Below are 22222 nucleotides of genomic sequence, written 5' to 3' on the forward strand. Positions count from 1 at the left end.
AATGAATTTCGTGATCGCGCGCGGCGTCTGCCGCGCTGACGGCGCGAGATCGCCACATGACGTCCACGATTCCAGTCGCTGGACGCCAGCCGCTACCCGCTGCTGACTTCGCCCACCGAAAGCGCGCAGATGCGTGACAGATAGGTGTAGGGCAGACCCGTCTCGTCGGCCCAGGCGTTGAACTGCGCCTGCACCTTGGCAAGATCGCCCTTGGACTTGACCTCTTCGGCGATGTCGAGACCGGCGTCGCGCAGGCAGGCGACGACGTCTTTCGAGGTGACGAAACCATCCCAGCCGACGAAGCGCAGCAGCATCTGCCCGGTGTTGCCGCCGAGCCTGGAGCCGCGCTTGGCCAGCAGATCGAGCAGGCCGATTTCGTTGGACGGCGGCCACTTCGCCAGAAACTTGCAGAAGCTGCCGTGCTCCCTCGCGATCTCCTGGACGAAAGCGGCATTGTCGCGCACCGACATGATCTTGGCGCCGTTGCGCACGATCCGCGCATCACGCAGCAGGGCTTCCCAAAAATCCTCCGGCTGGAAGCTGAGCTTGGCCGGCTGGAAGCCCAGGAAGGCGTCCTCAAAACCGTCCCACTTCGCGTCGATCACGCTCCAGGCAAACCCGGCGCAAAACACCCGCTTCGTCATCTCGGCGAGGATGCGATCGTCGCCGAGCTTTGCCAGACCCTTCAAGTCCGGCTTGTCGGGCATCAGCTTTTCGAGCGCCTTGGGCCCACCTTTGCGCTTCTCGGCGCGGGCCCGAATGGTCTTGAAGGAGGGCATGCGATCACCCGCGTTGAAGGCGTGCCACGACATCAGAATTCGGCGATCCGGTCCAGCCCTGCGAGACAACCCGCGCTTGCGCGCCTCCGGCTGCTGCAGCATGCTGCCTGCTTGCCGGATCGACAGTGAGCGGCAGCGATGCTGGTCTGCTTCTTGCTTTATAAGATATGGAGTTTCCAGACGATTTCATTTTGCCGCCGACGGAATCTCAATGCGCTGCCTGGTCGTGGCCGATCTGCACTATTCGCTGCCGCAGCTCGACTGGCTGGTCAGTGCCGCGCCGCAATTCGACCTGGTGATCTTCGCCGGCGATGCGCTCGACATCGGCTCGATGGTGGATTTCCGCGCGCAGATCGTGGTGGTGAAGAAGTACCTCGCGCTGATCGCGGCGCAGACCCGCGTGATTCTTTGCTCCGGCAATCATGATCTCGACGAGCGCAATACGGAGGGCGAAAAGATCTCGCGCTGGATCTCCGAGGTGCGCGAGCTTGGCGTCGCCTGCGACGGCGATCATCTGAGCATGGGCGACACGCTCTTCACCGTGTGCCCATGGTGGGACGGACCGCTGGTCCAGCAGCGCATCGCCGACCAGCTGCATGATGCCTCACTCAACCGTCGGCAGCGATGGATCTGGGCGCATCATGCGCCGCCGGCCAATTCGCCGACGAGCTGGGGCGGCAAGCGCTTCTTCGGCGACGTCGAACTGGTGCAGTGGATCATGCAGTATCAGCCGTCGATGGTCATCTCCGGCCATGTGCATCAATCGCCGTTCATCAGGGACGGCTCATGGTACGACCGGCTGGGGCAGACCTGGGTGTTCAACGCGGGAAAGCAACCGGGGCGACCGCCGACGCACATCGTGCTGGATCTCGATGCCGACAAGGCGTTCTGGCTGGCAACGGGCGAAGCGCAGTGGGTCGATCTCGGCGCACCGCTGAAACGGCCCGCGTCTCACATTGAAGAGCCGCCGGACTGGCTCACATCCTTGGATCGGATTGCCGATCCGAGCCTGGCGAGATCTCGAGCGGCGGCAGGTTGATCATGCTCTGGAGCACCTCACCGACCATGGCGAGATGCGTGCCGTGGCCGGCATATTGCCGCTTGAGATCGGCGAGATAGGTGTTGGCGACATTGAGCCGCTGCGCCAGCATGCGCGCGAGCAGCAGCGCGATCTCAGGCTCCTGCTCGAGCACCGAGGCGGCATCCTCGAACTCGTAGACGACCGTGTCGGCGCAGGCCCGCACCGTTGCCGTATGCGGCACTCCCAGCAACACAGACATCTCGCCAAGCACCGCACCGGGCTCGGCAATGGTGGCGACCACCATCTCGCCCTTGAGCACCTCGAGCTTGCCCTGCATCAGCACATAGAGATGTCCGGAGGCGCCGCCTTCGGTCACCAGATGCGTGCCGGCCGCAACCTGCCGCTCCGTTCCACCGGTGCAATAGTCCAGAACCCCGCGCATCGCCGAAAGCTCCCGTCACGGGAGATAGTAGAGCACGATCCATGACACCCGGCAAATCGACCTCCTGTTCGAATGGCCGAAACGGGGCAGCTCCGCAGCCTTGTCACGCCCGCGACAGTGAAGGCACCTCCTCCGGCGTGATGGACTGAAGACCGCCGAAGCGACGTTCGCGGCCGTGGAAGGAAGCCAGCGCCGCGGCGAGATCGCCCGCGTCGAACTCGGGCCACATCCGCTCGGTGAAATGAAGCTCGGCATAAGCGCCCTCCCAGAGCAGAAAGTCCGACAACCGCTTTTCGCCCGAGGTGCGGATGATGAGATCGACGTCGCGCAAGCCGGCCTCTCCGGTGACGAGCTGCGAGAAGGCTTCGCGGGTCAGGCTGCTCAGCGCGGCCGCCTTCGCCGCGGCATTGAGGATGGCGTCGCGCGCGGAATAGTCGACGGCCACGCGCAGATGCAGCGTGCTGCCGATTGCGGTGGCTTCCTCCGCGCGCGCGATGGCGCTGGCGATACCATCGGGCAGGCGATCACGACGGCCGATGACGTTGAGCCGTACGCCGTTCTTCACCAGGCTCTGCACTTCATTGGCGAGATAGAAGCGCAGCAGCGTCATCAGCGCCGCGACCTCGGCCTTGGGCCTGCGCCAATTGTCGGTCGAGAACGCATAGAGCGTCAGCGTGCCGATGCCCTGCTTGGGCGCGGCCTCGACGATGCGACGGATCGTCTCGACGCCGGCCTCGTGACCGCGGACGCGCGACAGGCCGCGCCGCGTTGCCCATCGCCCGTTGCCGTCCATGATGATGCCGACATGAAGCTTCTCGTTGTCGGACGTGACGTCACTTTGCATCGCAAAGTCTCCAGTCAAAAAGGGGGACGATCAGGTCGGGAGAATACCGAGACGGCCGAGCGGCGGCGCCTCGCGGCCGGCGGCCTTGGCGGCGTCGCGCACGAGACGTTCGAGCACGGCGAGATAGTCGAGGAAGCGGCGGCGGCCGCTCTTGGTCAGACGGCAGGTCGTGTGCGGGCGATTGCCTTCATACCCCTTGGTCACCTCGACGAGACCGGCCTCCTGGAGCACGGCGAGGTGCCGGCTGAGATTGCCGTCGGTGAGGCCGCAGAGCTGCTTCAGATCCGCGAACGCAAGTCCCTTCGGGTGAGCCATCAGCGACGTCAGCAGTCCGAGCCTCGCCTTCTCGTGGATCACACGGTCGAGCCCTTCATAAGAAAAGGGCGCGCTGTCAGTCTTCGACATCATTGTCTCCGGACGCGAAATACAGAATGGCCGCCATCACCGACTGGCCGATTACGAAGGGCATCCCCATGGTCCATGGCGACAGCATGTGGGTCCGGCTCGCCAGCACCACCACGACGAAGCCTGACATAAAGTACCAGGCGCCGGCGAACGCCACGCTGCGCGGCAGGGAGCGAACGGACGCGAAAATGCCGAGCGACACCAGGATCTGCCACAGCCCCGGCAGCAGCCACAGCGCCTCCGAAGCGAACTTCCACATCACCACCGCAAGCAGGACACCGGCGACGCCCGCAGGCAGAAACTGCTCGATCGCCTGATGAATCATCGCATCGGCAAGGCCGGAATGATGACGACGCGAACGCGCACGCATCTCGATCCAGATCATCAGGCCTGACAGCGTCGCCGCGGCGAACCAGCCGAGAAAGAAGTCGAGCGGCTCACCGGTGGGATCGCCGAGCAGCCAGAACTGCAGGATGGCGGTGACAAGCGCGACCGCGCCGGTCGCGGCCATCGTCGCCGGACCATAACCGCGAAACGCCGTGCCGGCCGCAATCTGACTGCGGATCGTCACGATGTCGGCCAGCGCCTTGTCGAGATCACGCATCGGCAATGCCAAACCCCGCTCCACCCACGCTCACGAACCGGCTTGCCCGGTCACTTTGTATCGCAAAGTATACCCCGCTGCAAAGCAAAGGCAAGCCGGAAAGTCGCGTGTTGGAGACCAGGCTCGCGCGGACAACTGCCGGTTGCGTCTGGGACGGCGGCCCGGCTAAGATGCGGCCAAAATGCCCGGGGGGAAGTCATGTGGTTAAGGTCGTTCGTCGCTGCAGTTCTGCTGCAGGTGTGTCTCGTTGGAACAGCGCACGCGAAGGGACCATTTGGCACCGTCAATGTCGGCGGCTGGGTTGGCGGCGCCTTCAGCAACGACCAGACCGGCGCCTTCTCCCATTGCGCCGCGACGGCGCCTTATGCGAACGGCGTCATCCTCGTCGTGAGCCAGAATGCCGCCGGCATTTGGTCGCTGGCCTTTGCAAGTCCCAACTATCACTTCAACAAGGACGAGAGCGCCGCGATCGACGTGACCTTTGACGGGCAGGAGCAGGCGAGGCTCTTCGCCACGGCGTTCCGGCCCGACATGCTGACGGCCGTCATGCCGCTTAATGTTGTGCGGACGTTTCAGAAGGCGAGCCTGATGGTGGCAACAGCCGGCCACGCCGTCCTGAACTTCGACCTAAGGTCGACCGGGCCGGTGATCGCCGCGTTGGCCAATTGCGTGACCAAGGTGAAAGCCGACGGGCTCGACAAGGCCGGCGACTTCACCAAAAACGCGGCAAAGCCGGCAACCACGGCAGACAAGCAGGGTGGGCCGGCCGGCAAGTCCGGCAAAGGGACCAGGACGAGCGGCGGCTTTGGCACCGGCTTCGTGGTCAGCGCTGCCGGGCACATCGTCACCAACAACCACGTGATCGACGGTTGCAGCGAGCTCAAGGGCAATCTCACCGGCGAAGCCGCGATGGTATTGCGGGTCGTGTCTGCCGATGCAAACAACGACCTGGCCTTGTTGCAGCCGTCGTCGACGGCGACATTCAAGGACTTTGCCCGAATTCGCGACCGCTCCTTCCACTCCGGCGATTCCGTCGTGGCGATCGGCTTTCCCTATCACGGCCTGCTGACGTCGGACTTCACCGTGACGACCGGGATCGTGAGCTCGCTCAGCGGCATGCGCAACGATACGCGTTTCCTGCAAATCAGCGCACCGGTGCAGCCCGGCAATAGCGGCGGCCCGTTGTTCGACACCAGCGGCCAGATCGTGGGCGTGGTCACGGCGAAACTCCCGGGATTGCGCATCGCCGCGCTGACCGGCGATATTCCCGAGAACATCAACTTCGCCATCAAGACCGGCGCGCTGCGCGACTTCCTGGACAATTCGGTGGTACCGTACCAGACCGCCGAGCCGAAGGGCGAGCTGAAGACTCCCGAGATCGCCGGCAACGCGCGGGCCTACACGATGCTGATCTCATGCAAGGGCACCGAGCAGGTCGACGCGAAGAAGTAGTCGTCGGACGAGACATGTTTCCGACTTGGCTACCGCTGTCATTCCCCGCGAAAGCGGGGAATCCAGTACGCCGCGGCTTCTCGATTCAGGCAATCCCGTCTCGGATTACTGGATCGCCCGGTCAAGCCGGGCGATGACACCTTTAATGCCGACCGAGCACGCCCCCTCATCCGTGGCAGCAGCCGCCCTTTGCCTGCGGCTCGTACTGGTCGCGCAGGCGGACCCAGTCCATCGGATAGGGCAATCCCTCCTCGTGACGCCCGAGCGGAGTGAGGTCGAGATATTGGTAAGCCGTGTTCATCATGTCGAGGCCGCGGGCGAAGCAGGAATAGGTGTGAAAGATCTCGCCGGCCTCGTTGCGGAAGAACACGCTGATGCCGGGCAGCTCCGGGCCATAGAACGGCGTGGTGCCGAAATTGTACTTCGGCACGCCCTGGTCGATCTGCTCGCGCGTGAACGAGACCTCGTAATCGTAGTTGAAGTCGTTGTTGCCCGAAGAGACCCAGTCAAAAGTCCAGCCCATGCGCTTTTTGAACGCCTCGAGTTTGGCGCTAGGTGCCAGCGAGATCGCGACCATGGTGGTGTCGCGCGCCGCCAGATGCGGCACCATGCGCTCGAAGCCGTCGGCCCAGAACGAGCAGCTCTTGCAAGCGGCTTCCCAGTCCGGCGCGAACATCACGTGCTGGACCACGAGCTGCGGACGCCCCTTGAAGAGATCACCAAGCGTCACCTGGCCCTTCGGCCCGTCGAATACGTAGGCCTTGTCGACCTTCACCCAGGGCAAGGCGCGGCGTGCTTCGGCGAGGCGCTCGCGGGCCTGCGAGAGCGCTTTCTCATGCGCCAGATGAGCTTTGCGAGCGGCGACCCATTGCTCGCGCGAGACGATCTGATGTTGCTGCATAATATCCTCCTCTGACAGGGATCAGGCGACGAAGCTGTCGAGCTTCTCGAAGAACGAAGTCCAGCCGCGCTGGTGGTTGTCGCGCGCGGTATCGTCGAAGAACTGGGCGTGATGGAAGATCATCAGCGTGCCGGCGCTGTCGGGCTTCAACGTGATCGTCACCAGCGATTCGCGCTCCGGCGTCGAATGCCAGGCCCAGGTGAAAACCAACCGCTCGTTCGGCACGACCTCGCGATAGATGCCTCTGGCTTCGAAATACTCGCCGTCGTCACGTGTGAAGGAGATCCGGTAGCGGCCACCGCTGCGAACGTCGAGCTCGGCGTTCAGCGTCGCCGGCTTCATGTTCGGCGGCCCGAACCACTGCATCAGCTGCGCGGCTTGCGTCCAGGCGGCGAAGACTTTTTCCGGCCGCGCGCGGAGCCGGCGCGTGAGCGTGAGGCTTGGACCTTCGGTTGCGCGTTGGGCGGCGCCGGCGACTGCATTGGCCATGGTTTGTCCTCCACAAAGGCGGAAAGGCGGTCGAAACTCTCGGACCAGAATTGTGCGTAGCGATTGAGCCAGTTCATCGCCTGCTCCATCGGCTGCGCTGTGAGCCGGCAGGACACGGTGCGCCCGGTCTTCTCGCGCAGGATCAGGCCCGCATCCGTGAGCACGTCGAGATGCTTCATGATCGCCGGCAGCGAGATCTGGAACGGTGCCGCCAGCTCGCTCACCGACAAATGATCGTTCTCGACGAGCCGCGCCAGCAACGCCCGTCGCGTCGGATCGGACAGCGCCGCAAAAGTGCGATCGAGCGTCTCATCTTGATACTTAACCATACGGTTTAGTATATGCGCAGATGCGTTGCTGTCAACGGGGAACCGCGCAAGAAAAAGCCCCGCCTTTCGGCGGGGCTTCATTCGCAGTCAATCGCAAGATCGCTATTCGACCTTGAGGCCGGCGAACTCGACGACCCTCTTCCACTTGGCGGTCTCGGTCTCGATGTCCTTGCCGAACGCCTCCGGCGTCTCCACCAGCGGATCGCCGCCGAGCTCAACCAGACGCTTGGTCATCTCGGGCTCCTTCATGAGCGTGTTGATCTCGTTGTTGAGCTTGGCGATCAGGTCCTTGGGCATGTTCTTCGGTGCGCCCATGCCGAACAGCGCGCTCGCCTCGTAATCCTTCACGGTCTCGCCGATCGTGGGCACATCAGGCAATTGCGGCGAGCGCTGCGCCGTAGTGACGCCGAGCGCACGCAGCGAGCCGGAGCGGATGTGCTGGATGATCGAGGGCATGTTGTCGAAGATCACCTGCACCTGGCCGCCGAGCATGTCGGTGATCGCGGGCGCGGCGCCGCGATAGGGCACGTGCTGCATCTTGCAGCCGGTCATCGCCATGAACATCTCGCCGGACAGATGCACCGAGGTCCCGTTGCCGGACGAAGCCATGTTCACCTTGCCGGGATTGGCCTTCACATAGTCGATGAACTCGGCGACTGATTTGGCCGGGACGTCCTTGTTGACGGTCATCACGTTCGGCACGCGCTGGAATGCGGCGATCGGCGCGATGTCACGAATGAAGTTGAACTTGAGATTGGCGTAGAGCGTCGCATTGATGTAGTTCGCCGGATTGACCAGCAGCACCGTGTAGCCGTCGGGCTCGGCGTTCACGACGGATTCTGTTCCGATATTGTTGCCGGCGCCCGGCTTGTTCTCGACCACGAATTGCTGGCCGAGCCGTTCCGACAACCGCTGGCCGATCAGCCGCGCCAGAATGTCGGTGGCGCCGCCGGGCGGATAGCCCACCACGAACTTCACCGGCCGGGACGGATAATCCGCTGCAAAAGCCTTCGACAGCGGGCCGGCTGCAAGCGGAGTCGCGGCGAGCAGGCCCAGCGCGGTACGGCGAGTGATCATCTCAAGGGTTCTCCCAGTGTTGTTCTTGAAAGCCTGATGTCTTGAAATCGGCGTCAGCGGCGTTGTAACAAAGCCCATCTGCTGCGGAAAGTACGCAAGATCCGTGGTGACGAAAGGATAAGGCATGGCGATAAAGGTTCAGGCCCTCGATCATCTCGTCATCAACGTTGCCGACGTCGCTGTCACCACCGAGTGGTATCGCAATATCCTCGGCATGGAAGTCAAGGTGTTCGACCCCGGTGGCGGCAAAGCGCCGCGGACCTCGCTTCACTTTGGTCAGCAGAAGATCAACGTCCGGCCGCGCGACGCCGACAAGGTGGCGTGGTTCACCGCCGACCACGTGACCGCCGGGAGCGAGGATCTGTGCTTCCTCACCTCCTCAACGCCCGACGAGGTGGTAGCGCATCTGCGGGCCCATGGCATCGCGATCGAGGAAGGCCCTGCTCCAAAGCAGGGCGCCCGCGGCACGCTGCGCTCGGTCTATTGCCGGGATCCGGATGGCAGCCTGATCGAGATTTCGTCGTACGGGGATTGACGCCTCCATTTGCGCCCCAGGCCGTCCGATGGCAGGAAGACGCAATCATCCATAAGCGGCCGCCATCAAGATGCGGACTGCACGGGAGGACGCATGGCTATCCAACACACCGCCACCGGTATCGTGAGCCCGTTCGACGGGCTCGACGTGCCCTGGCTGCTGAGAATGCGCGCCGAGGTGCGGCGTGACCATCCGTTCCTGATCTGGGCGCCGTTCGATGCGCCGGCGCGACACTGGAGCTATGGCGAGTTTCACGAGCGGGTCGGCGCGCTTGCGGCGGGGCTCGCGAAGCGGGGCGTGAAGCCGGGCGAGTACGTGCTCATTCACCTGGACAATTGCATCGAGGCGCTGCTGGCCTGGTTTGCCTGCGTCGAACTCGGGGCCATTGCCGTCACCACCAACACGCGCTCGGCACCGGCGGAGATGGCGTATTTCGCCGATCATTGCGGTGCGGTCGCCGCGATCACGCAACCGGCCTATGCGGAAGTCGTCGCGCAGAACTGCCGCAACCTCGGCTGGATGGCGGTGACATCGCACGACGCGGGCGCTGTGCCGACGCAGGCTGTCTCGCGCGGCGATCGCTTTGAGTCGCTTTTCGCGGACAGCGCCGACCGTCCCAGGCGCGCGACCGATCCGCTCGCGCCATGCAGCGTGCAGTACACCTCGGGCACGACGTCGCGGCCGAAGGCCGTGCTGTGGACCCACGCCAATGCGCTGTGGGGCGCCAAGATCAATGCTGCGCATGAGGACCTTCACGCCAGCGACGTGCACCAGACCTATCTGCCGCTGTTCCACACCAATGCGCTGGCCTATTCCATGCTGGCGACACTGTGGGTCGGGGCCACTTGCGTGATCCAGCCGCGCTTCTCCGCAAGCCGGTTCTGGAAGGTTGCGCGCGAGCATGGCTCGACCTGGACCTCGACCATTCCGTTCTGCATGAAGGCGCTGCTCGAGCAGGAGATCCCGAGAGACCACAAATTCCGCCTCTGGGGCACGGCGGTGAACGAGCCACCGCCGTTTGCCGCCTTCGGCGTCAAGATCATCGGCTGGTGGGGCATGACCGAGACCGTCACCCACGGCATCATCGGCGAGGTCGACCAGCCCAATATCCCGATGTCGATCGGCCGTGCCGCAGGCGAATATCGGATCCGCATCAGCGACGATGACGGACGGCCGACCGAAATCGGCGACACCGGCAATCTCGCAATCAAGGGCATCCCCGGCCTGTCGCTGTTCGCCGAATATCTGCACAACGAGAAGGCGACGCGCGAGAGCTTTGACCAGCACGGCTTCTTCCTCACTGGCGATCGCGTGACGCGGCTGGAGAGCGGCTTCATCAAGTTCGGCGACCGCGCCAAGGATATGCTGAAGGTCGGCGGCGAGAACGTTGCGGCCTCCGAGATCGAGCAGGTCATCGCAATTGTATCAGGCGTGCGCGAGGCCGCGGTGGTGGCGAAGAAGCATCCGATGCTGGACGAGGTACCTGTCGTCTTCATCATCCCGCATGGCGGCGTCGCGGGTGCGCCGCCGGATCTGCAGGACCGCGTGATGGCGGCCTGCCGCAACGGCCTTGCCGATTTCAAGGTGCCGCGCGAGATCAGGCTCGTCGACGACATGCCGCGCTCGACCCTGGAGAAGGTCGCGAAGGCTGAATTGCGGAAGATGGTGGGATGAGTTCGTAGGGTGGATTCGCCGAAGGCGTAACCCACCATGCTTCAGCGAATGCCGAACGAAGTTGGTGGATTACGCCTTCGGCGAATCCACCCTACGGCATCTCGCCTAGAACGATCCCAGCGCCACCGGGCGGAACGCCTGCAGCAATTGCTGGTCGAGCTTGCCGCCCATGCCTTCCATCATCGCGAACGCGCGGGAGTGCGTGAACGGCATGCGGTAGGCACGCTTCTCGACGAGCGCTGCGTAGATGTCGACGATCGTCGTCAGGCGCACGATGTCGCTGATCTGGTTCGACGACAGGCCGTTCGGATAGCCGCTTCCGTCGAGGAATTCGTGGTGATGCAGCACGACGTCGAGCATCTCCGGCGGAAAGCCGCCCTGGGCTGCGAGCGCATCATAACCGCGGCGGGGATGCTCGCGGACTTCGGCCATCTCCTCGTCGGTGAGCTTGCCCGCCTTGTCGAGCAGCGCGGACGGAACGAAGGCCTTGCCGACATCGTGCAGCAGCGCCGCGCGCGTCAGGCGACGCTGGTCGTCCTCGCGCATGCCGAGGTGCTGGGCGAAGGACACCGCAAAGCCGGTGACGAAGAGGCAGTGCCTGTAGCTGCCGACATGGTGGCAGCCGACGGTGGTGAGCCATTCGCGCAGCGAGGAGTGCTTGATCGCCTTCAGGATCTTGTTCTCGGCGGCGATGACGTCGTCGAAGGTCAGGGGCACGCCGAGCGGCAGCTTCTCGAACATCTTCTTCAGCACCGCATGCGCCGCCTCGACGCCGCGGTTGAGCGTCTTGCCGCGATCGGTTGCGTCATAGGTCGCGGTGTCCGGAAACGCGGCGCGGATGCGCTGCAGGATCGCCTCGGCCTGCAGCGGCCGCGAGATCGTGTCGGTGGCCCCCAGCGCCCATGCCTGCATGGTGCCGTGATGCAGCGCATCGGCCAGCACGAACAACCGCGGCATGGAACGATAGGCCTCGCCGCGCAGCTTGTTGCGCACGCGCTGCACGCTTTCGGGCGAGCGGAGGTTGATGTCGACGACGAGGCCGGAAAGATCGCGCGAGGGCTGCTCGGGAATCCCCTGCGTGGTCACCGTCGAGACCTCGCCGACCGCCTTCAGGATGCCGGCGAGCTCGGTGCTCGCGTCGCTGCGGTCGGAGGCAAGCAGAAGCCGGCGTTTGTTGGCGGATTTGGCTGGCGCGTTCATGGCTTCCCCAAAAGCACGGGAGTGTATTCGGCGTCAGCCTAAGCCGGATCAGGTTCTCCGGCCCTTAAGAGGGGTGCTCAACGGAACCTTCCCGAGTTGCACGCAATTTTACGGATCGGGGTTCCCACCGGAGGCGAAAACAACCCCATGCACAGTAGAACGGTCATTGATGGATAAGGGAAATTTTGGGTGCTGGCGCCCCACCCTCCGCCGTCATCGCCCGCGAAGGCGGGCGAGGCCGCGGCGTACTGGATGCCCCGCCTTCGCGGGGCATGACAGCGTGGTTGTGGAAACGACTTCCAAAACAAATCCGCCGGAGGTTGCCCTCCGGCGGATTGTCTTATGCAGCCTGCGACCAGCCTTACGCCTTCATCGCCCCCTTCACGGCTTCCGCCGTGATCGGCAGCGCCCGGACGCGGGCGCCGGAGGCGTTGAAGATGGCGTTGCCGATGGCGGGCGCCACGACCGTCACCGCGGGCTCGCCGACGCCGGTGGCCTTCTCGCCATTGGCGATCACGGCGACCGCGACTTCGGGCATCTGGCTCATGCGAAGTGGCGTGTAGCTATCGAAGTTGGTCTGCTCGATGCCACCGTCCTTCAGCGTCGCCTTCTCGTGCATCGCCAGCGACAGGCCCCACAGCGCCGCACCCTCGACCTGGGCGCGGATGTTGTCGGGATGCACCTGCGTGCCGACGTCGGTTGCGACCGTGAGCTTCTTCACGGTCACTTCGCCCGAGGGCGCCACCGCGACATGCGCGACGCAAGCGGTCCAGCTTGCGGTCGCACGTTCCTGCGACGACACGCAGGCAACGCCCATGCCTTCACCCTTCGGCAGCTTCTTGGTGCCGTAACCGGCAAGGCCCATCGCGGCGAGCAGCGTGTTGCGCAGCCGCTGCGCGCCGCCGTCGTTCTTGCCGGCGCCGTCGAGCAGCGAGATGCGGAATTGCGCCGGATCCTTGCCGGTCGCCACCGCGATCTCGTCGATCATGCTTTCGACCGCCCAGAAGGTCCAACCCGGCGCCACCGAGCGGAGCTGGCCCGACGGGGTGGCGTTGTGCGCCATCTCGTTCTTGATCGCGCGCACATTGTGGTTCGGCACGGTGTAGAAGAAGTCCGAACCGTTCACCGTGAACGCGTCGAGCGGGCCCTTCTTGTCGACCGAGGGCGACAGGAAGTCGGGAATGCCCCAGCGCTGGGTCGGCCAGGCCGAGACCACGTCGTGACTGAGCACGACGAGCTTGCCGTCGCCATCCACGCCGGCCTTCACTTTCTGGTAGGTGAGCGGACGCGAGAAATCCATCGTCATGTCGTTCTCGCGCGTGTAGATCACCTTCACCGGCTTGCCCACGGCCTTCGCCGCCTGCACTGCCGGCACCATCATGTCGGCGTCGAGCCTGCGGCCGAAACCGCCGCCGAGCCACATCTGGTGCATCACCACGAACTTCGGATCGATCCCGGCGGCGCCCGCCGCAATCGCGCCGGAGCGCGTCGCGAACTGGTTGCCGGAATAAATGTGCAGGATGTCGCCCTTGAACTCCGCCGTGGCGTTCATCGGCTCCATCGGCGCGTGGATGTTGATGCTGGTGGTGTATTCCGCCTCCAGCACCTTGGCCGCCGAGCCGAGCGCGGCCGCGACGTCGCCGTCCTTGACGAAGAACTGGCCGGAATCGTCGAGCCCCTGAAGCCGCTTGGCTTCGTCGAGCAGCGACTGGCTCGACAGCTTGGCATTCGGCCCGCCGTCATAGCTGACCTTCAGCGCCGCCGCGGCCTTCTTGGCGTTGGCGTAGGTGCCAGCCACCGCGACCACCCAGCCCGTCGTGGTCTGGGTCTTGTCGTCGAGGATGACGGCCTTGATGAAGCCAGGCACCTTCTTTGCGTCGCTGTCGTCGACCGATTTCACCGTGGCGCCGTAGCGCACCGGCGGGGTCACCACCGCGCCATAGGCCATGCCCGGAATCATCACGTCGATGCCGTACTTGGCCGTGCCGTTGGTCTTGGAGGGGATGTCGATCTGCGGCACCGACACGCCGATCATGGTGTACTGATCCGGCGTCTTCAGCTTGATCGCCTTCAGCTCGTCAGGCGTGAAGGTCTTGGTTGCCTTGCCGCTCTTGACGATGTCGGCGAAGCTCATCGACTTCTTGGACTTCGGATGCGTGACCATGGAGTCGCGCACGACCAGTTCGTCCTTGAAGTAGGGCGGCAGGCCCATGGCGGCCGCCGCGCCTTCCGTCAGTGCCATGCGTCCGGCCGCACCCGCCCGGCTCATCGCGTCGAAGTTCATCATGGTCGACCAGCTGCCGCCGGTGATCTGCGCACCGAGGACCGGATCGTTGAACTTCGGATCGTTGGAGGCGAGGTTGACCCGCATGTCGCTCCACTTCGCGCCCAGCTCCTCGCAGACGATCTGCGCCATGGTGGAGGCGATGTGCTGGCCCATGTCGGCCTTGCCGCAGGTCACCGTGACGAGACCATCCGGCGCGATCGAATACCAGACGCTCGGATCGAAATTGGCGGGCGCAGCAGCAAGCGCATCACCGATGCCGGGCACGCCGGCATAGCCGAGCACGAGGCCTGTGGCCGCGGTGCCGACCAGGAAGGAGCGGCGGCTGAGATCTGTCGTCTCTGGCGTGATGTTCTTCACGTGCTTGTTCATGTGGGCCTCCGCTCGTTGCCGGCGGCGGATGCAGTGCGCATCTCGGTGGCGGCGCGCATGATTGCCTTCTGGATCCGCGAATAGGTCATGCAACGGCAGAGATTGCCGTCCATATGCGCCACGACCTCTTCCTTGGTCGGATTGGAATTCTTCGCCAGCAGCGATGCTGCCTGCATGATCTGCCCCGACTGGCAGTAACCGCATTGCGGCACCTGCTCGGCGATCCAAGCCTTCTGCAGGGGATGGTCGCCCTTGGCGGACAGACCTTCGATGGTGGTGATCTTCTTGCCGGCGACATCGCCGACCATAGTCTGGCACGAGCGCACGGCTTCGCCGTTGACGTGCACGGTGCAGGCCCCACACAGGCCGGCACCGCAGCCGAATTTCGTGCCGGTCATCTGCAATTGTTCGCGGATGGCCCAAAGGAGCGGCGTGTCGTTTGCCGCATCCACGGACATACTCCGCCCGTTGATCGTGAGCGTTGGCATAGGCGTCTTCCCCTGCCGGTGCATGAAGCCGCTTACGGCGGCAACTTGGTTGACGGACGCCCACCGGGCTGGCTTCCGCCTTGCGCGCAAGAATGATCGGGTTCGCGCGCAGAGGCAAATGCAATTTGGAATCGATCGAAACAAACTCGGCATTCAAGTGTTGTGCGTTGCGACAACAGCGCTGACGTTAGCGACTGGACACAACAAGATGGCGCGTTGCGCGTGTATGCGATCGTCGCGAGGCAGTTTCTTCGAGGTAACTTGGCGGGCTAAGGTGTCGCCGCTTGCGCTGGATTCCTTTCCCCCTTGTGGGAGAAGGTGGCGTAGGCGGCCTTCGGCCGCCGTTCTAAAATGGACGCCGAAGCGAAGCTTCGGCTACGGCGCCGGATGAGGGGTCTCTCTCCACTCGCGAAACTGTTCGTGAGGATGGAGACCCCTCACCCGGCTTCGCTTCGCGAATCCACCCTCTCCCGCAAGGGGAAAGGGTGCACCACCGTCGCGGCTTGATAGAACGAGAACAAGAAAGGGCGGAAGCAATGCCAAGGATTAATCGCGACGGCGTCGGCATCTATTACGAGGTTCATGGCGACGGGCCGCCGCTGCTGCTGACCCACGGCTATTCCTCGACCTCGGCGATGTGGCATGGGCAGGTCGATGCGCTGGCGAAAGACCACACACTTATCCTGTGGGACATGCGCGGGCACGGCCAGTCAGATTATCCTGACGATCCCAAGGCCTATAGCGAAGCGCTCACGGTCGGCGACATGGCGGCAATCCTCGATATCGTCGGCGCCAACAGCACCATCATCGGCGGGCTGTCGCTCGGCGGCTACATGTCGCTCGCGTTCTATCGCGCCCATCCCGAACGCACGCGCGCGCTGCTGATCATCGACACGGGTCCGGGCTTCAGGAAGGACGACGCGCGCGAGGCCTGGAATGCGCGGGCGCTCGCCACCGCCGACAAGCTCGATCGCGAAGGTCTCGACGTATTGAAAGCGGCGACGCGCGAGCGCGCCACTGCCAGCCACCGCAATGCCAAGGGCTTGGCGCTCGCCGCGCGCGGCATGCTGACCCAGCGCGATGCCGCGGTGATGGAGCTGCTGCCCGAGATCAAGGTGCCGAGCCTGATCGTGGTCGGCGCCGACGATACGCCGTTCCTGGCGGCGTCGGATTACATGGCGGCCAAGATCCCCGGCGCACAAAAGGTCGTGATTCCCGCGGCCGGACACGCCGTCAACATCGATCAGCCCAAGGCTTTTATTGACGCCGTGGTGCCTTTCCTGAAGAACTTGCCGGCGTAAACGACGAGACGAGGATTCCATGAAGCGGGCAATCTTGGGGGCGGGCGCAGCGTTTCTCATCATGGCAGCATCCGTGCAGGCCGAGCCGTTCGGCACGGTGCCGCCGCGCCGTCCCTTCGTCGACACCTTGTCGAACAACACGCCCCTGGCGTTCGGGATGGACGCGGACCAGACCGCGCACGCGCTCGGACAGCCGCTTCAATATGTCCGCGGCCGTCCCGGCAACGAGATCTATCTCGCATTACGCGATCTCGGCGGCAGCGGACTGGTGCCATCCCGCCACCGCCTGTTCCTGCAATTCCGTCATGGACGGCTGGCAGGGTGGAAAGAGGACTATGGCAACAACTGGATGTGGGAGTGAGAGTGGCTGCGCTGCTTCCCTCATTCTGGAGGCTTCCCTCGTCATTCCGGGGCGCGCGTCAGCGCGAACCCGGAATGACGAAATCAACGATCAACCAAGAAGGACAACCCGCGTGGGACAAGACATCAAACTGACGGCGTCGGACAATTTCCAGCTTGGCGCCTATCGCGCCGATCCGACCGGCGCGCCGAAGGGCGCTGTGGTGGTGATCCAGGAGATCTTTGGCGTCAATCATCACATCCGCTCGGTCTGCGACCGCCTCGCCGGCGAAAGCTATGTCGCGATCGCGCCGTCGATCTTCGATCGGACCTCGCCAGGCTTCCAGTCCGGCTATACGCCCGATGAGATCGCGGAAGCGCGCAAGTTCGTCGCCAATCCGGATTGGGCGGCGATGCTGCGCGACACGCAGGCCGCCATCGATGCGGTCAAAAGCGTCGGCCCGGTCGGCATCATCGGCTTTTGCCTCGGCGGCAGCATCGCCTTTGTCGCGGCGACGCGGCTGACCGGCCTGAAGGCCGCGATCGGCTATTACGGCGGCGCCGTCGTGCGCTTTGCCGACGAAACGCCGAACGTGCCGACGCAGCTGCATTTCGGCGAGAAGGATGCCGGCATTCCCCTCACAGATGTCGAGACCGTCAAGGCGAAGCGGCCCGACGTCGAGGTCTTCACCTATCCCGGCGCCCAGCACGGCTTCCATTGCGACGAGCGGCCGAGCTACGACAAGGCCAGCTCCGAGATCGCCTGGCCACGCAGCATGGCGTTCTTTGCCAAGCATTTGAAGTAAGGCGCGCGACTCTCTCCTCCGTCATTCCGGGCTCGCGACTTCGTCGCGCCCCGGAATGACAAGAAGGAGGAAGACCGGAAATCGGGTGGCCGCACGACGCCACCCGGCGATAGAGCTGGCCGATCAAGCCAGGTCACGCCGGGAGACACGTCATGCAGCAGGCCAACACGAACATCGTCATCCGCAATCCGTTCGGCACCATGGACGTGCCTGCGCCCGGCGATGCCGACGTCCTGCACTATGCCATCTCGGCGTCGCTGGCCGGCGATGCCGCCGACTGCAATGCGGCGCAATGGGCCTCCATTGCTGCGCCGTCCGATCCGCTCGAAGGCACCTGGGCGAGCCGCTGGAACGGCGGTGCTGACCCGACCATTTCGGGCGATACGCCGGAGCTTTGGAAACAGGGTCGCGCCGAAGTGCGCGTCGTACGCGAGCGGATCTATCTGCGGTTCGATTGGGACAATGGCCGACGGCACGGGCTGATCGATGCCATCAGAGAGAGCGGCAATGGGCTGATCGGGAAATACATCAACCTGACCAATCCCGCGATCGTCAGGCCGTGGATCGGGCTCGTAGTCGATGCCTTCAGGATCGACGGATGTTTTCCGAACGGACGGCTGGATTTCAGGCGATGATCTCCGCTGTCATTCCGGGGCGCGCGTAGCGCGAGCTATGGTGCGCAATTGCGCACCTGAGAATCCATTGTGCGGCAGAGACGGTCGAGGAATGGATTCCGGGCGCGCGACTTCGTCGCGCCCCGGAATGACAACAGAACTAGAACCAGCGCTCGCCGACGAACACGGTGTCGCCGGGGCTGACGGGCGTGCCTAAGGGCACGACGGCGCGCATGGCGCCGCCGGCTTCGGTGTGGGTCACGGTGACCATGTCGCGCTTGGCGCGCGGCGAGAAGCCGCCGGCGATCGCGACCGCGCTCTCGACCGTCATGTTGGGCACGTAAGGATATTGGCCGGGCGCCGCGACTTCGCCGAGGATGAAGAACGGGCGGTAGGACTCGATCTCCACGGCGACGGACGGTTCGCGGATAAAGCCGTTGCGCAGGCGCGCGGCGATCTCGCCGGCAAGGCCCGCCGGGGTACGACCACGCGCCGGCACCGATCCGATCAGCGGCATGGTGATGGAGCCGCCGGCATCGATGGCGTAGCTGTTGGTGAGACCTTCCTGACCGTAGACCACGACACGCAGCTTGTCGCCGGCATCGAGATGGTAGGAGGCGTCGTAGCGGACGGGTGCCGCCATTACCGGCGCCGCATAGGCGACCGGAACGGGCGCGGGACCCGAGGCAAAGGAATTGGTGAGCGCATCAATGGCGCCACCGCCATTGTTGGCGACGACGACCGGACGCGGCGCGCCGTAGGGCGAGCCATAGGCCATCGTGTCGAGATCTGCGCGGGGTTGCACATAGGCGACGGGACCTGTGGTCTGCATGCAGCCGCCCAGGGTCAGCGCGGCGGACGCTGCCATGATCAACCATCGAAACGCGCGTGCAACCGGCACAGGACCATCCCTGAATAGGAGACAGCTCCAGTGATGCACCCGTTATGGTTAATAAAGGGTTGAGGAGGCGGCGGCGCCAACGGCGTGGTTTCGTTCCGGGGCGACGCGTGAGCGTCGAACCCGGAATCTCGCGCTACAATTTCTGGATTCCGGGTTCGCGCTTGCGCGCGCCCCGGAATGACAGGCCGAAGCCTTACACACTCACACCCACGCCAACGGGACACGCCACGCCGGTGCCGCCGAGACCGCAATAGCCGGCGGGGTTCTTCGCCAGATATTGCTGATGATAGTCCTCGGCGAAATAGAACGCGCCGGCAGGCGCGATCTCGGTGGTGATGGCGCCGAGACCTTTGGCCTTGAGCGCCTTCTGATAGAGCGCCTTCGATTCGTCGGCGGCCGTCTTCTGCGCATCGGAGGAAGTATAGATCGCACTCCGATATTGTGTGCCGACATCGTTGCCCTGGCGCATGCCCTGTGTCGGGTTGTGGTTCTCCCAGAACGTCTTCAGCAGCTTCCCGTAAGAGATCTTCTTGGGATCGAACACGACCAATACCACTTCGGTGTGGCCGGTGCGACCCGAGCAGGTCTCTTCATAGGTCGGGTTCGGCGTGTGACCGCCGGCATAGCCGACGGCAGTGGTGTAGATGCCCTCGCCAAGCTCCCAGAATTTCCGCTCGGCGCCCCAGAAGCAACCGAGCCCGAACACGGCCTGCTCGAGACCGTCGGGATAAGGCGGCTTCAACCTGCTGCCGTTGACGAAATGGATGCTCGCGGTGGGAATGGCTTGCGCACGGCCGGGCAGCGCGTCGGCTGCATCAGGCAATGCGGTGGACTTGCGCATGAACAGCATGATGGGATCTCCGAGAAACGAGCTGGCGCGCGCCTGAACCAGGTGCTCAGGCGGCGGGCTCGCGATCGAGTGGGAATATAGGTCTCTACGCAAGGAGCGGCAGGCTTGTTACGCCACCGCTCGTTCCGAGCTCAATCCCGGCGGGAATTGAAAGCTCAATCCCGGCGAGAATTGTATCAATCCCGGGAATAGCCGATCAGCGGCTTGCGCGGGCGGAACAGGATCATCAGCAAAATGCCGAGCAGGCCGAGCACGGCGAACACCGGCTGGTCCAGCACCAGGCGGATCACCGAGGTCCAGAGCCAGGGCGCCTTGGCCTCGACCCAGGCCCGGAAAGCGGACTGGCTGGCCTGGTTGATGTCGTTCCAGAACTGGCCGAACCGGGTGAACCGCAGGGTCTGGTCGGCCACCCAGCGGGCACCGTCATAGACCATGAAGAAGAACCCGCCGGCCAGCAGCAGCAAGCCAATCAGTCGGAAAAAGCCGCGGATCATACCCCACCCAATTTGGTCACCCGATCGGACGACCCCGATAAACGCCGTCTGCCAATAGCCAAGAGACGGCAGAAATTCAACCTCATCAGGGCGTTACAGTCCCTCCCGGCGCGCCCCTGGGTCGGCTTTTCCAGCCCCGAAAGCGTTGACGGTGCCGAAGACCCCCTCTATAAGGGCGCCAACTGGCGGCGGGCGCAATCCTGCCGCCGCTGTTCTTTGAGCAGTTGCAGGCTCTTTTGGGGCCTCAGAGATGGCCGCAAGGCTCATCGCTCATGTTCCGGGAACGGCCCAGCAACCGAACACCCTAAATCCGAGCGTCGATTCCGCGGTCAAGCTGCCGGCGCTATCAGACCAAGACGCGACCGGACCCCGCAAAGGACATTGAGACCATGGCCAACACTACCTCCGCCAAGAAAGCGACGCGCAAGATCGCCCGCCGTACCGCCGTCAACAAGTCGCGCCGCACCCAGATGCGCGGCGCCGTGCGCACCGTCGAAGAAGCCATCAAGACCGGCGACCGCGCCGCCGCCGCGAAAGCGCTGGCCGCTGCCGAGCCGGCGCTGATGCGCGCCGCCCAGCGCAACATCATTCACAAGAACAACGCCAGCCGCAAAGTCTCGCGCCTCACCGCGCAGATCGCCAAGCTTGCCAAGTAAGCGCGTCAAGGAAGCTCACCACGCAAGCTCGCGCTCGCTAGGCGAGTTCGTCGCGCGACCCGATCACCTCATCCGATCGGTTGAAGCGAACATCGCAAGTCTCGATCAGCCCGGCTTTCACGCCGGGCTTTTTGTTGGCTGTCACAATTCACGCTTGCAGTCTCTTCACGCTCGCAGTCTTTGGGGCGACCGATCTTCCGTTGGAAGAATGTCGTCGTCTTCGCTATGCTACCTTCGTAGTTTTGGTCCGTAGTTTTGGCCCGTAGTTTTACCTGCCGCTGTTTTTGCAACAGCGGAAACTTTCATCGCGCTGCGGTGCGGTGCGAAAAACCCCTGCGGCGCGGGCTTAAGTTGAATTCGCGCGAAGCAAAGTTCTGCACACCGTAGTTTCACCGGAACAAGTTTCGGCGTCGGGTTACCCTGTGAAACGAGACTCAAAAAACGGTGTCTCGCTAATCACTTATCGACATAGCAGCGACAAGCATTTGGAAAATTCGCTCGCACGTCGCGTGCGTGACGCTTTTGTAAAAATTTTTTGGCGGTGGCGGAGTCGTTGTCACATGACACGCGCGATTTTCGAATCTGTGCACGAATCCAAAAACTTGGTCTCAAGGCTGTGAACAACTCGTGCGCGGCGTTAACGCTGGTCAAGTTTTTTGATGCCTCAAGTGTGAATCAATTTCGTTGCGAGTCTTTCCGCTTAGTGTATTCCTTAAGTCGTTCGCGGCGCCCACGATCTTGAGACCAGCGCGGTTTAGGAAACGGGGCGGCGTGCAAATCGGCGGCGGTGTGCACGTAGGCGACGCTTCAACAAGCGATAGTCGGATCAAAACCCATAGCAATATGGGAACGGTAGCTCTTTGTCTTGACGTCTCCAAGCGAGATCTTTGGGATCACGCTCGCTCCAGGCGCATGTGCAAGATCACATGTGAGAGGCATCTTGAGACTACCCCGATACGCATGATGGCGTAGCCGAGCGAACGACACGAACAGACAGGCAGGACATCCGCGACTCGAGCATAGCGCGGAGGTTCTTTTACGCAGGACCTTGCCGTGAGCGATCACGGCAGGACGGGGAGGTATCATGTCCTACGGATTCAACGCGGTATTGACTTCAGCTTCATCGTCCAACGATGCCGTTTCCAATCCGTCCTGCGCGCAGCCCCCTCGCGACGGGGCGTCGAGTACGCGCTGACCTCGCGAACCCTCCATCTCCGACATCGCTGATCTGACCGCGGCGCTTGCGCCGGACGGCGGAGCCGTGCCCGAAGATGGACTCGCTTGAGGTCGCGTCATCCAGGAGTTCTGGCAAGAACTTCGCATGGCGCCCACCACGCAACCTTATCTCTCAAGAAAAGTTTTCAA

The 22222-nt window shown here is 63.6% G+C and carries 24 protein-coding genes; 9 read left to right on the forward strand and 15 right to left on the reverse strand.

The features are described from left to right. Nucleotides 1-92 precede the first annotated feature (92 nt). Nucleotides 93-779: a DNA-3-methyladenine glycosylase I gene (locus XH91_RS33910; RefSeq protein WP_128955082.1), complete on the reverse strand. Its 687-nt coding sequence runs from the start codon at nt 777-779 to the stop codon at nt 93-95. 211 nt (nt 780-990) lie between these two features. Here XH91_RS33910 and XH91_RS33915 point away from each other — a divergent pair, with 211 nt between their 5' ends. Beyond that, nucleotides 991-1818, forward strand: a complete 828-nt coding sequence (locus XH91_RS33915) for a metallophosphoesterase family protein (protein ID WP_128955083.1) — start codon at nt 991-993, stop codon at nt 1816-1818. Here the strand turns inward: XH91_RS33915 and XH91_RS33920 are convergent. From XH91_RS33920 to XH91_RS33935, 4 genes are all read right to left on the reverse strand, one after another. Beyond that, a complete protein-coding gene (locus XH91_RS33920) occupies nt 1757-2242 on the reverse strand; it encodes a Crp/Fnr family transcriptional regulator (RefSeq protein WP_128954643.1) in 486 nt (161 codons plus the stop codon). The two genes, XH91_RS33915 and XH91_RS33920, sit on opposite strands and share 62 nt — an antisense overlap. 103 nt (nt 2243-2345) lie before the next feature. Continuing rightward, complete coding sequence (locus XH91_RS33925) at nt 2346-3086, reverse strand: di-trans,poly-cis-decaprenylcistransferase (protein WP_128954644.1); 741 nt, start codon at nt 3084-3086, stop codon at nt 2346-2348. A gap of 30 nt (nt 3087-3116) precedes the next feature. Continuing rightward, nucleotides 3117-3491, reverse strand: coding sequence for a transcriptional regulator (locus XH91_RS33930; RefSeq protein WP_164933561.1), 375 nt, complete (start codon nt 3489-3491; stop codon nt 3117-3119). Further along, on the reverse strand, nt 3478-4095 hold the full coding sequence (locus XH91_RS33935) for a hypothetical protein (protein ID WP_128954646.1): 618 nt from the start codon (nt 4093-4095) through the stop codon (nt 3478-3480). The genes XH91_RS33930 and XH91_RS33935 overlap by 14 nt, the downstream gene beginning before the upstream one ends. A 198-nt stretch (nt 4096-4293) precedes the next feature. Here XH91_RS33935 and XH91_RS33940 point away from each other — a divergent pair, with 198 nt between their 5' ends. Further along, nucleotides 4294-5547 (forward strand): S1C family serine protease, encoded by a 1254-nt coding sequence (locus XH91_RS33940; protein ID WP_128954647.1) that lies wholly within the window; start codon nt 4294-4296, stop codon nt 5545-5547. Between the two features lie 166 nt (nt 5548-5713). On the opposite strand, the gene XH91_RS33945 is transcribed toward XH91_RS33940, so the two are convergent. From XH91_RS33945 to XH91_RS33960, 4 genes are all read right to left on the reverse strand, one after another. After that, complete coding sequence (locus tag XH91_RS33945) at nt 5714-6448, reverse strand: DUF899 domain-containing protein (protein WP_128954648.1); 735 nt, start codon at nt 6446-6448, stop codon at nt 5714-5716. Between the two features lie 21 nt (nt 6449-6469). Then, nucleotides 6470-6814: an SRPBCC family protein gene (locus tag XH91_RS33950; protein WP_245477258.1), complete on the reverse strand. Its 345-nt coding sequence runs from the start codon at nt 6812-6814 to the stop codon at nt 6470-6472. Then, a complete protein-coding gene (locus XH91_RS33955) occupies nt 6814-7266 on the reverse strand; it encodes an ArsR/SmtB family transcription factor (protein WP_128955084.1) in 453 nt (150 codons plus the stop codon). The genes XH91_RS33950 and XH91_RS33955 overlap by 1 nt, the downstream gene beginning before the upstream one ends. Nucleotides 7267-7368: 102 nt before the next feature. Then, on the reverse strand, nt 7369-8343 hold the full coding sequence (locus XH91_RS33960) for a Bug family tripartite tricarboxylate transporter substrate binding protein (protein WP_128954649.1): 975 nt from the start codon (nt 8341-8343) through the stop codon (nt 7369-7371). 124 nt (nt 8344-8467) lie between these two features. Between XH91_RS33960 and XH91_RS33965 the strand changes: the two genes are divergently transcribed. Both XH91_RS33965 and XH91_RS33970 read left to right on the forward strand, forming a co-directional pair. Beyond that, nucleotides 8468-8878, forward strand: a complete 411-nt coding sequence (locus tag XH91_RS33965; RefSeq protein WP_128954650.1) for a VOC family protein — start codon at nt 8468-8470, stop codon at nt 8876-8878. Between the two features lie 93 nt (nt 8879-8971). Then, complete coding sequence (locus XH91_RS33970; RefSeq protein ID WP_128954651.1) at nt 8972-10552, forward strand: AMP-binding protein; 1581 nt, start codon at nt 8972-8974, stop codon at nt 10550-10552. A 105-nt stretch (nt 10553-10657) separates the two neighbouring features. On the opposite strand, the gene XH91_RS33975 is transcribed toward XH91_RS33970, so the two are convergent. The 3 genes from XH91_RS33975 to XH91_RS33985 all read right to left on the reverse strand — a co-directional run bounded on the left by XH91_RS33975 (nt 10658) and on the right by XH91_RS33985 (nt 14896). Next, the gene (locus XH91_RS33975; RefSeq protein WP_128954652.1) at nt 10658-11752 is read right to left on the reverse strand and encodes an HD-GYP domain-containing protein; all 1095 of its coding nucleotides are present in this window, start codon (nt 11750-11752) and stop codon (nt 10658-10660) included. Between the two features lie 361 nt (nt 11753-12113). After that, nucleotides 12114-14408 (reverse strand): xanthine dehydrogenase family protein molybdopterin-binding subunit, encoded by a 2295-nt coding sequence (locus XH91_RS33980; protein WP_128954653.1) that lies wholly within the window; start codon nt 14406-14408, stop codon nt 12114-12116. Then, the gene (locus XH91_RS33985) at nt 14405-14896 is read right to left on the reverse strand and encodes a (2Fe-2S)-binding protein (RefSeq protein ID WP_057754010.1); all 492 of its coding nucleotides are present in this window, start codon (nt 14894-14896) and stop codon (nt 14405-14407) included. Before XH91_RS33985 ends, XH91_RS33980 begins: the two co-directional genes overlap by 4 nt. A 536-nt stretch (nt 14897-15432) precedes the next feature. Here XH91_RS33985 and XH91_RS33990 point away from each other — a divergent pair. The 4 genes from XH91_RS33990 (at nt 15433) to XH91_RS34005 (ending at nt 17977) form a co-directional block, all read left to right on the forward strand. Next, the gene (locus XH91_RS33990) at nt 15433-16197 is read left to right on the forward strand and encodes an alpha/beta fold hydrolase (RefSeq protein WP_128954654.1); all 765 of its coding nucleotides are present in this window, start codon (nt 15433-15435) and stop codon (nt 16195-16197) included. Between the two features lie 19 nt (nt 16198-16216). Beyond that, entirely contained in the window at nt 16217-16558 is a 342-nt protein-coding gene (locus tag XH91_RS33995; RefSeq protein WP_128954655.1) for a hypothetical protein, read from the forward strand. Nucleotides 16559-16670: 112 nt separating this feature from the next. Next, on the forward strand, nt 16671-17342 hold the full coding sequence (locus tag XH91_RS34000; RefSeq protein ID WP_128954656.1) for a dienelactone hydrolase family protein: 672 nt from the start codon (nt 16671-16673) through the stop codon (nt 17340-17342). A 152-nt stretch (nt 17343-17494) separates the two neighbouring features. Next, entirely contained in the window at nt 17495-17977 is a 483-nt protein-coding gene (locus XH91_RS34005; RefSeq protein ID WP_128954657.1) for a hypothetical protein, read from the forward strand. Between the two features lie 139 nt (nt 17978-18116). On the opposite strand, the gene XH91_RS34010 is transcribed toward XH91_RS34005, so the two are convergent. From XH91_RS34010 to XH91_RS34020, 3 genes are all read right to left on the reverse strand, one after another. Continuing rightward, a complete protein-coding gene (locus XH91_RS34010) occupies nt 18117-18824 on the reverse strand; it encodes a polysaccharide biosynthesis/export family protein (protein ID WP_206733087.1) in 708 nt (235 codons plus the stop codon). 226 nt (nt 18825-19050) lie between these two features. Further along, the gene (msrA, locus tag XH91_RS34015; protein WP_128954659.1) at nt 19051-19707 is read right to left on the reverse strand and encodes a peptide-methionine (S)-S-oxide reductase MsrA; all 657 of its coding nucleotides are present in this window, start codon (nt 19705-19707) and stop codon (nt 19051-19053) included. Between the two features lie 176 nt (nt 19708-19883). Continuing rightward, a complete protein-coding gene (locus tag XH91_RS34020) occupies nt 19884-20201 on the reverse strand; it encodes a hypothetical protein (protein WP_128954660.1) in 318 nt (105 codons plus the stop codon). 389 nt (nt 20202-20590) lie between these two features. Here XH91_RS34020 and rpsT point away from each other — a divergent pair, with 389 nt between their 5' ends. Beyond that, the gene (gene rpsT, locus XH91_RS34025; protein ID WP_128954661.1) at nt 20591-20857 is read left to right on the forward strand and encodes a 30S ribosomal protein S20; all 267 of its coding nucleotides are present in this window, start codon (nt 20591-20593) and stop codon (nt 20855-20857) included. Nucleotides 20858-22222: the final 1365 nt, after the last annotated feature.

The sequence above is a fragment of the Bradyrhizobium guangzhouense genome, assembly GCF_004114955.1.
GTDB classification, from domain to species: domain Bacteria; phylum Pseudomonadota; class Alphaproteobacteria; order Rhizobiales; family Xanthobacteraceae; genus Bradyrhizobium; species Bradyrhizobium guangzhouense.

Coding starts and splice junctions, on each gene's coding strand:
- XH91_RS33910 (WP_128955082.1), bottom strand. CDS start 779: ATGCCCTCCTTCAAGACCATTCGGGCCCGCGCCGAGAAGCGCAAAGGT.
- XH91_RS33915 (WP_128955083.1), top strand. CDS start 991: ATGCGCTGCCTGGTCGTGGCCGATCTGCACTATTCGCTGCCGCAGCTC.
- XH91_RS33920 (WP_128954643.1), bottom strand. CDS start 2,242: ATGCGCGGGGTTCTGGACTATTGCACCGGTGGAACGGAGCGGCAGGTT.
- XH91_RS33925 (WP_128954644.1), bottom strand. CDS start 3,086: ATGCAAAGTGACGTCACGTCCGACAACGAGAAGCTTCATGTCGGCATC.
- XH91_RS33930 (WP_164933561.1), bottom strand. CDS start 3,491: ATGTCGAAGACTGACAGCGCGCCCTTTTCTTATGAAGGGCTCGACCGT.
- XH91_RS33935 (WP_128954646.1), bottom strand. CDS start 4,095: ATGCGTGATCTCGACAAGGCGCTGGCCGACATCGTGACGATCCGCAGT.
- XH91_RS33940 (WP_128954647.1), top strand. CDS start 4,294: ATGTGGTTAAGGTCGTTCGTCGCTGCAGTTCTGCTGCAGGTGTGTCTC.
- XH91_RS33945 (WP_128954648.1), bottom strand. CDS start 6,448: ATGCAGCAACATCAGATCGTCTCGCGCGAGCAATGGGTCGCCGCTCGC.
- XH91_RS33950 (WP_245477258.1), bottom strand. CDS start 6,814: ATGCAGTGGTTCGGGCCGCCGAACATGAAGCCGGCGACGCTGAACGCC.
- XH91_RS33955 (WP_128955084.1), bottom strand. CDS start 7,266: ATGGTTAAGTATCAAGATGAGACGCTCGATCGCACTTTTGCGGCGCTG.
- XH91_RS33960 (WP_128954649.1), bottom strand. CDS start 8,343: ATGATCACTCGCCGTACCGCGCTGGGCCTGCTCGCCGCGACTCCGCTT.
- XH91_RS33965 (WP_128954650.1), top strand. CDS start 8,468: ATGGCGATAAAGGTTCAGGCCCTCGATCATCTCGTCATCAACGTTGCC.
- XH91_RS33970 (WP_128954651.1), top strand. CDS start 8,972: ATGGCTATCCAACACACCGCCACCGGTATCGTGAGCCCGTTCGACGGG.
- XH91_RS33975 (WP_128954652.1), bottom strand. CDS start 11,752: ATGAACGCGCCAGCCAAATCCGCCAACAAACGCCGGCTTCTGCTTGCC.
- XH91_RS33980 (WP_128954653.1), bottom strand. CDS start 14,408: ATGAACAAGCACGTGAAGAACATCACGCCAGAGACGACAGATCTCAGC.
- XH91_RS33985 (WP_057754010.1), bottom strand. CDS start 14,896: ATGCCAACGCTCACGATCAACGGGCGGAGTATGTCCGTGGATGCGGCA.
- XH91_RS33990 (WP_128954654.1), top strand. CDS start 15,433: ATGCCAAGGATTAATCGCGACGGCGTCGGCATCTATTACGAGGTTCAT.
- XH91_RS33995 (WP_128954655.1), top strand. CDS start 16,217: ATGAAGCGGGCAATCTTGGGGGCGGGCGCAGCGTTTCTCATCATGGCA.
- XH91_RS34005 (WP_128954657.1), top strand. CDS start 17,495: ATGCAGCAGGCCAACACGAACATCGTCATCCGCAATCCGTTCGGCACC.
- XH91_RS34010 (WP_206733087.1), bottom strand. CDS start 18,824: ATGGCAGCGTCCGCCGCGCTGACCCTGGGCGGCTGCATGCAGACCACA.
- msrA (WP_128954659.1), bottom strand. CDS start 19,707: ATGCTGTTCATGCGCAAGTCCACCGCATTGCCTGATGCAGCCGACGCG.
- XH91_RS34020 (WP_128954660.1), bottom strand. CDS start 20,201: ATGATCCGCGGCTTTTTCCGACTGATTGGCTTGCTGCTGCTGGCCGGC.
- rpsT (WP_128954661.1), top strand. CDS start 20,591: ATGGCCAACACTACCTCCGCCAAGAAAGCGACGCGCAAGATCGCCCGC.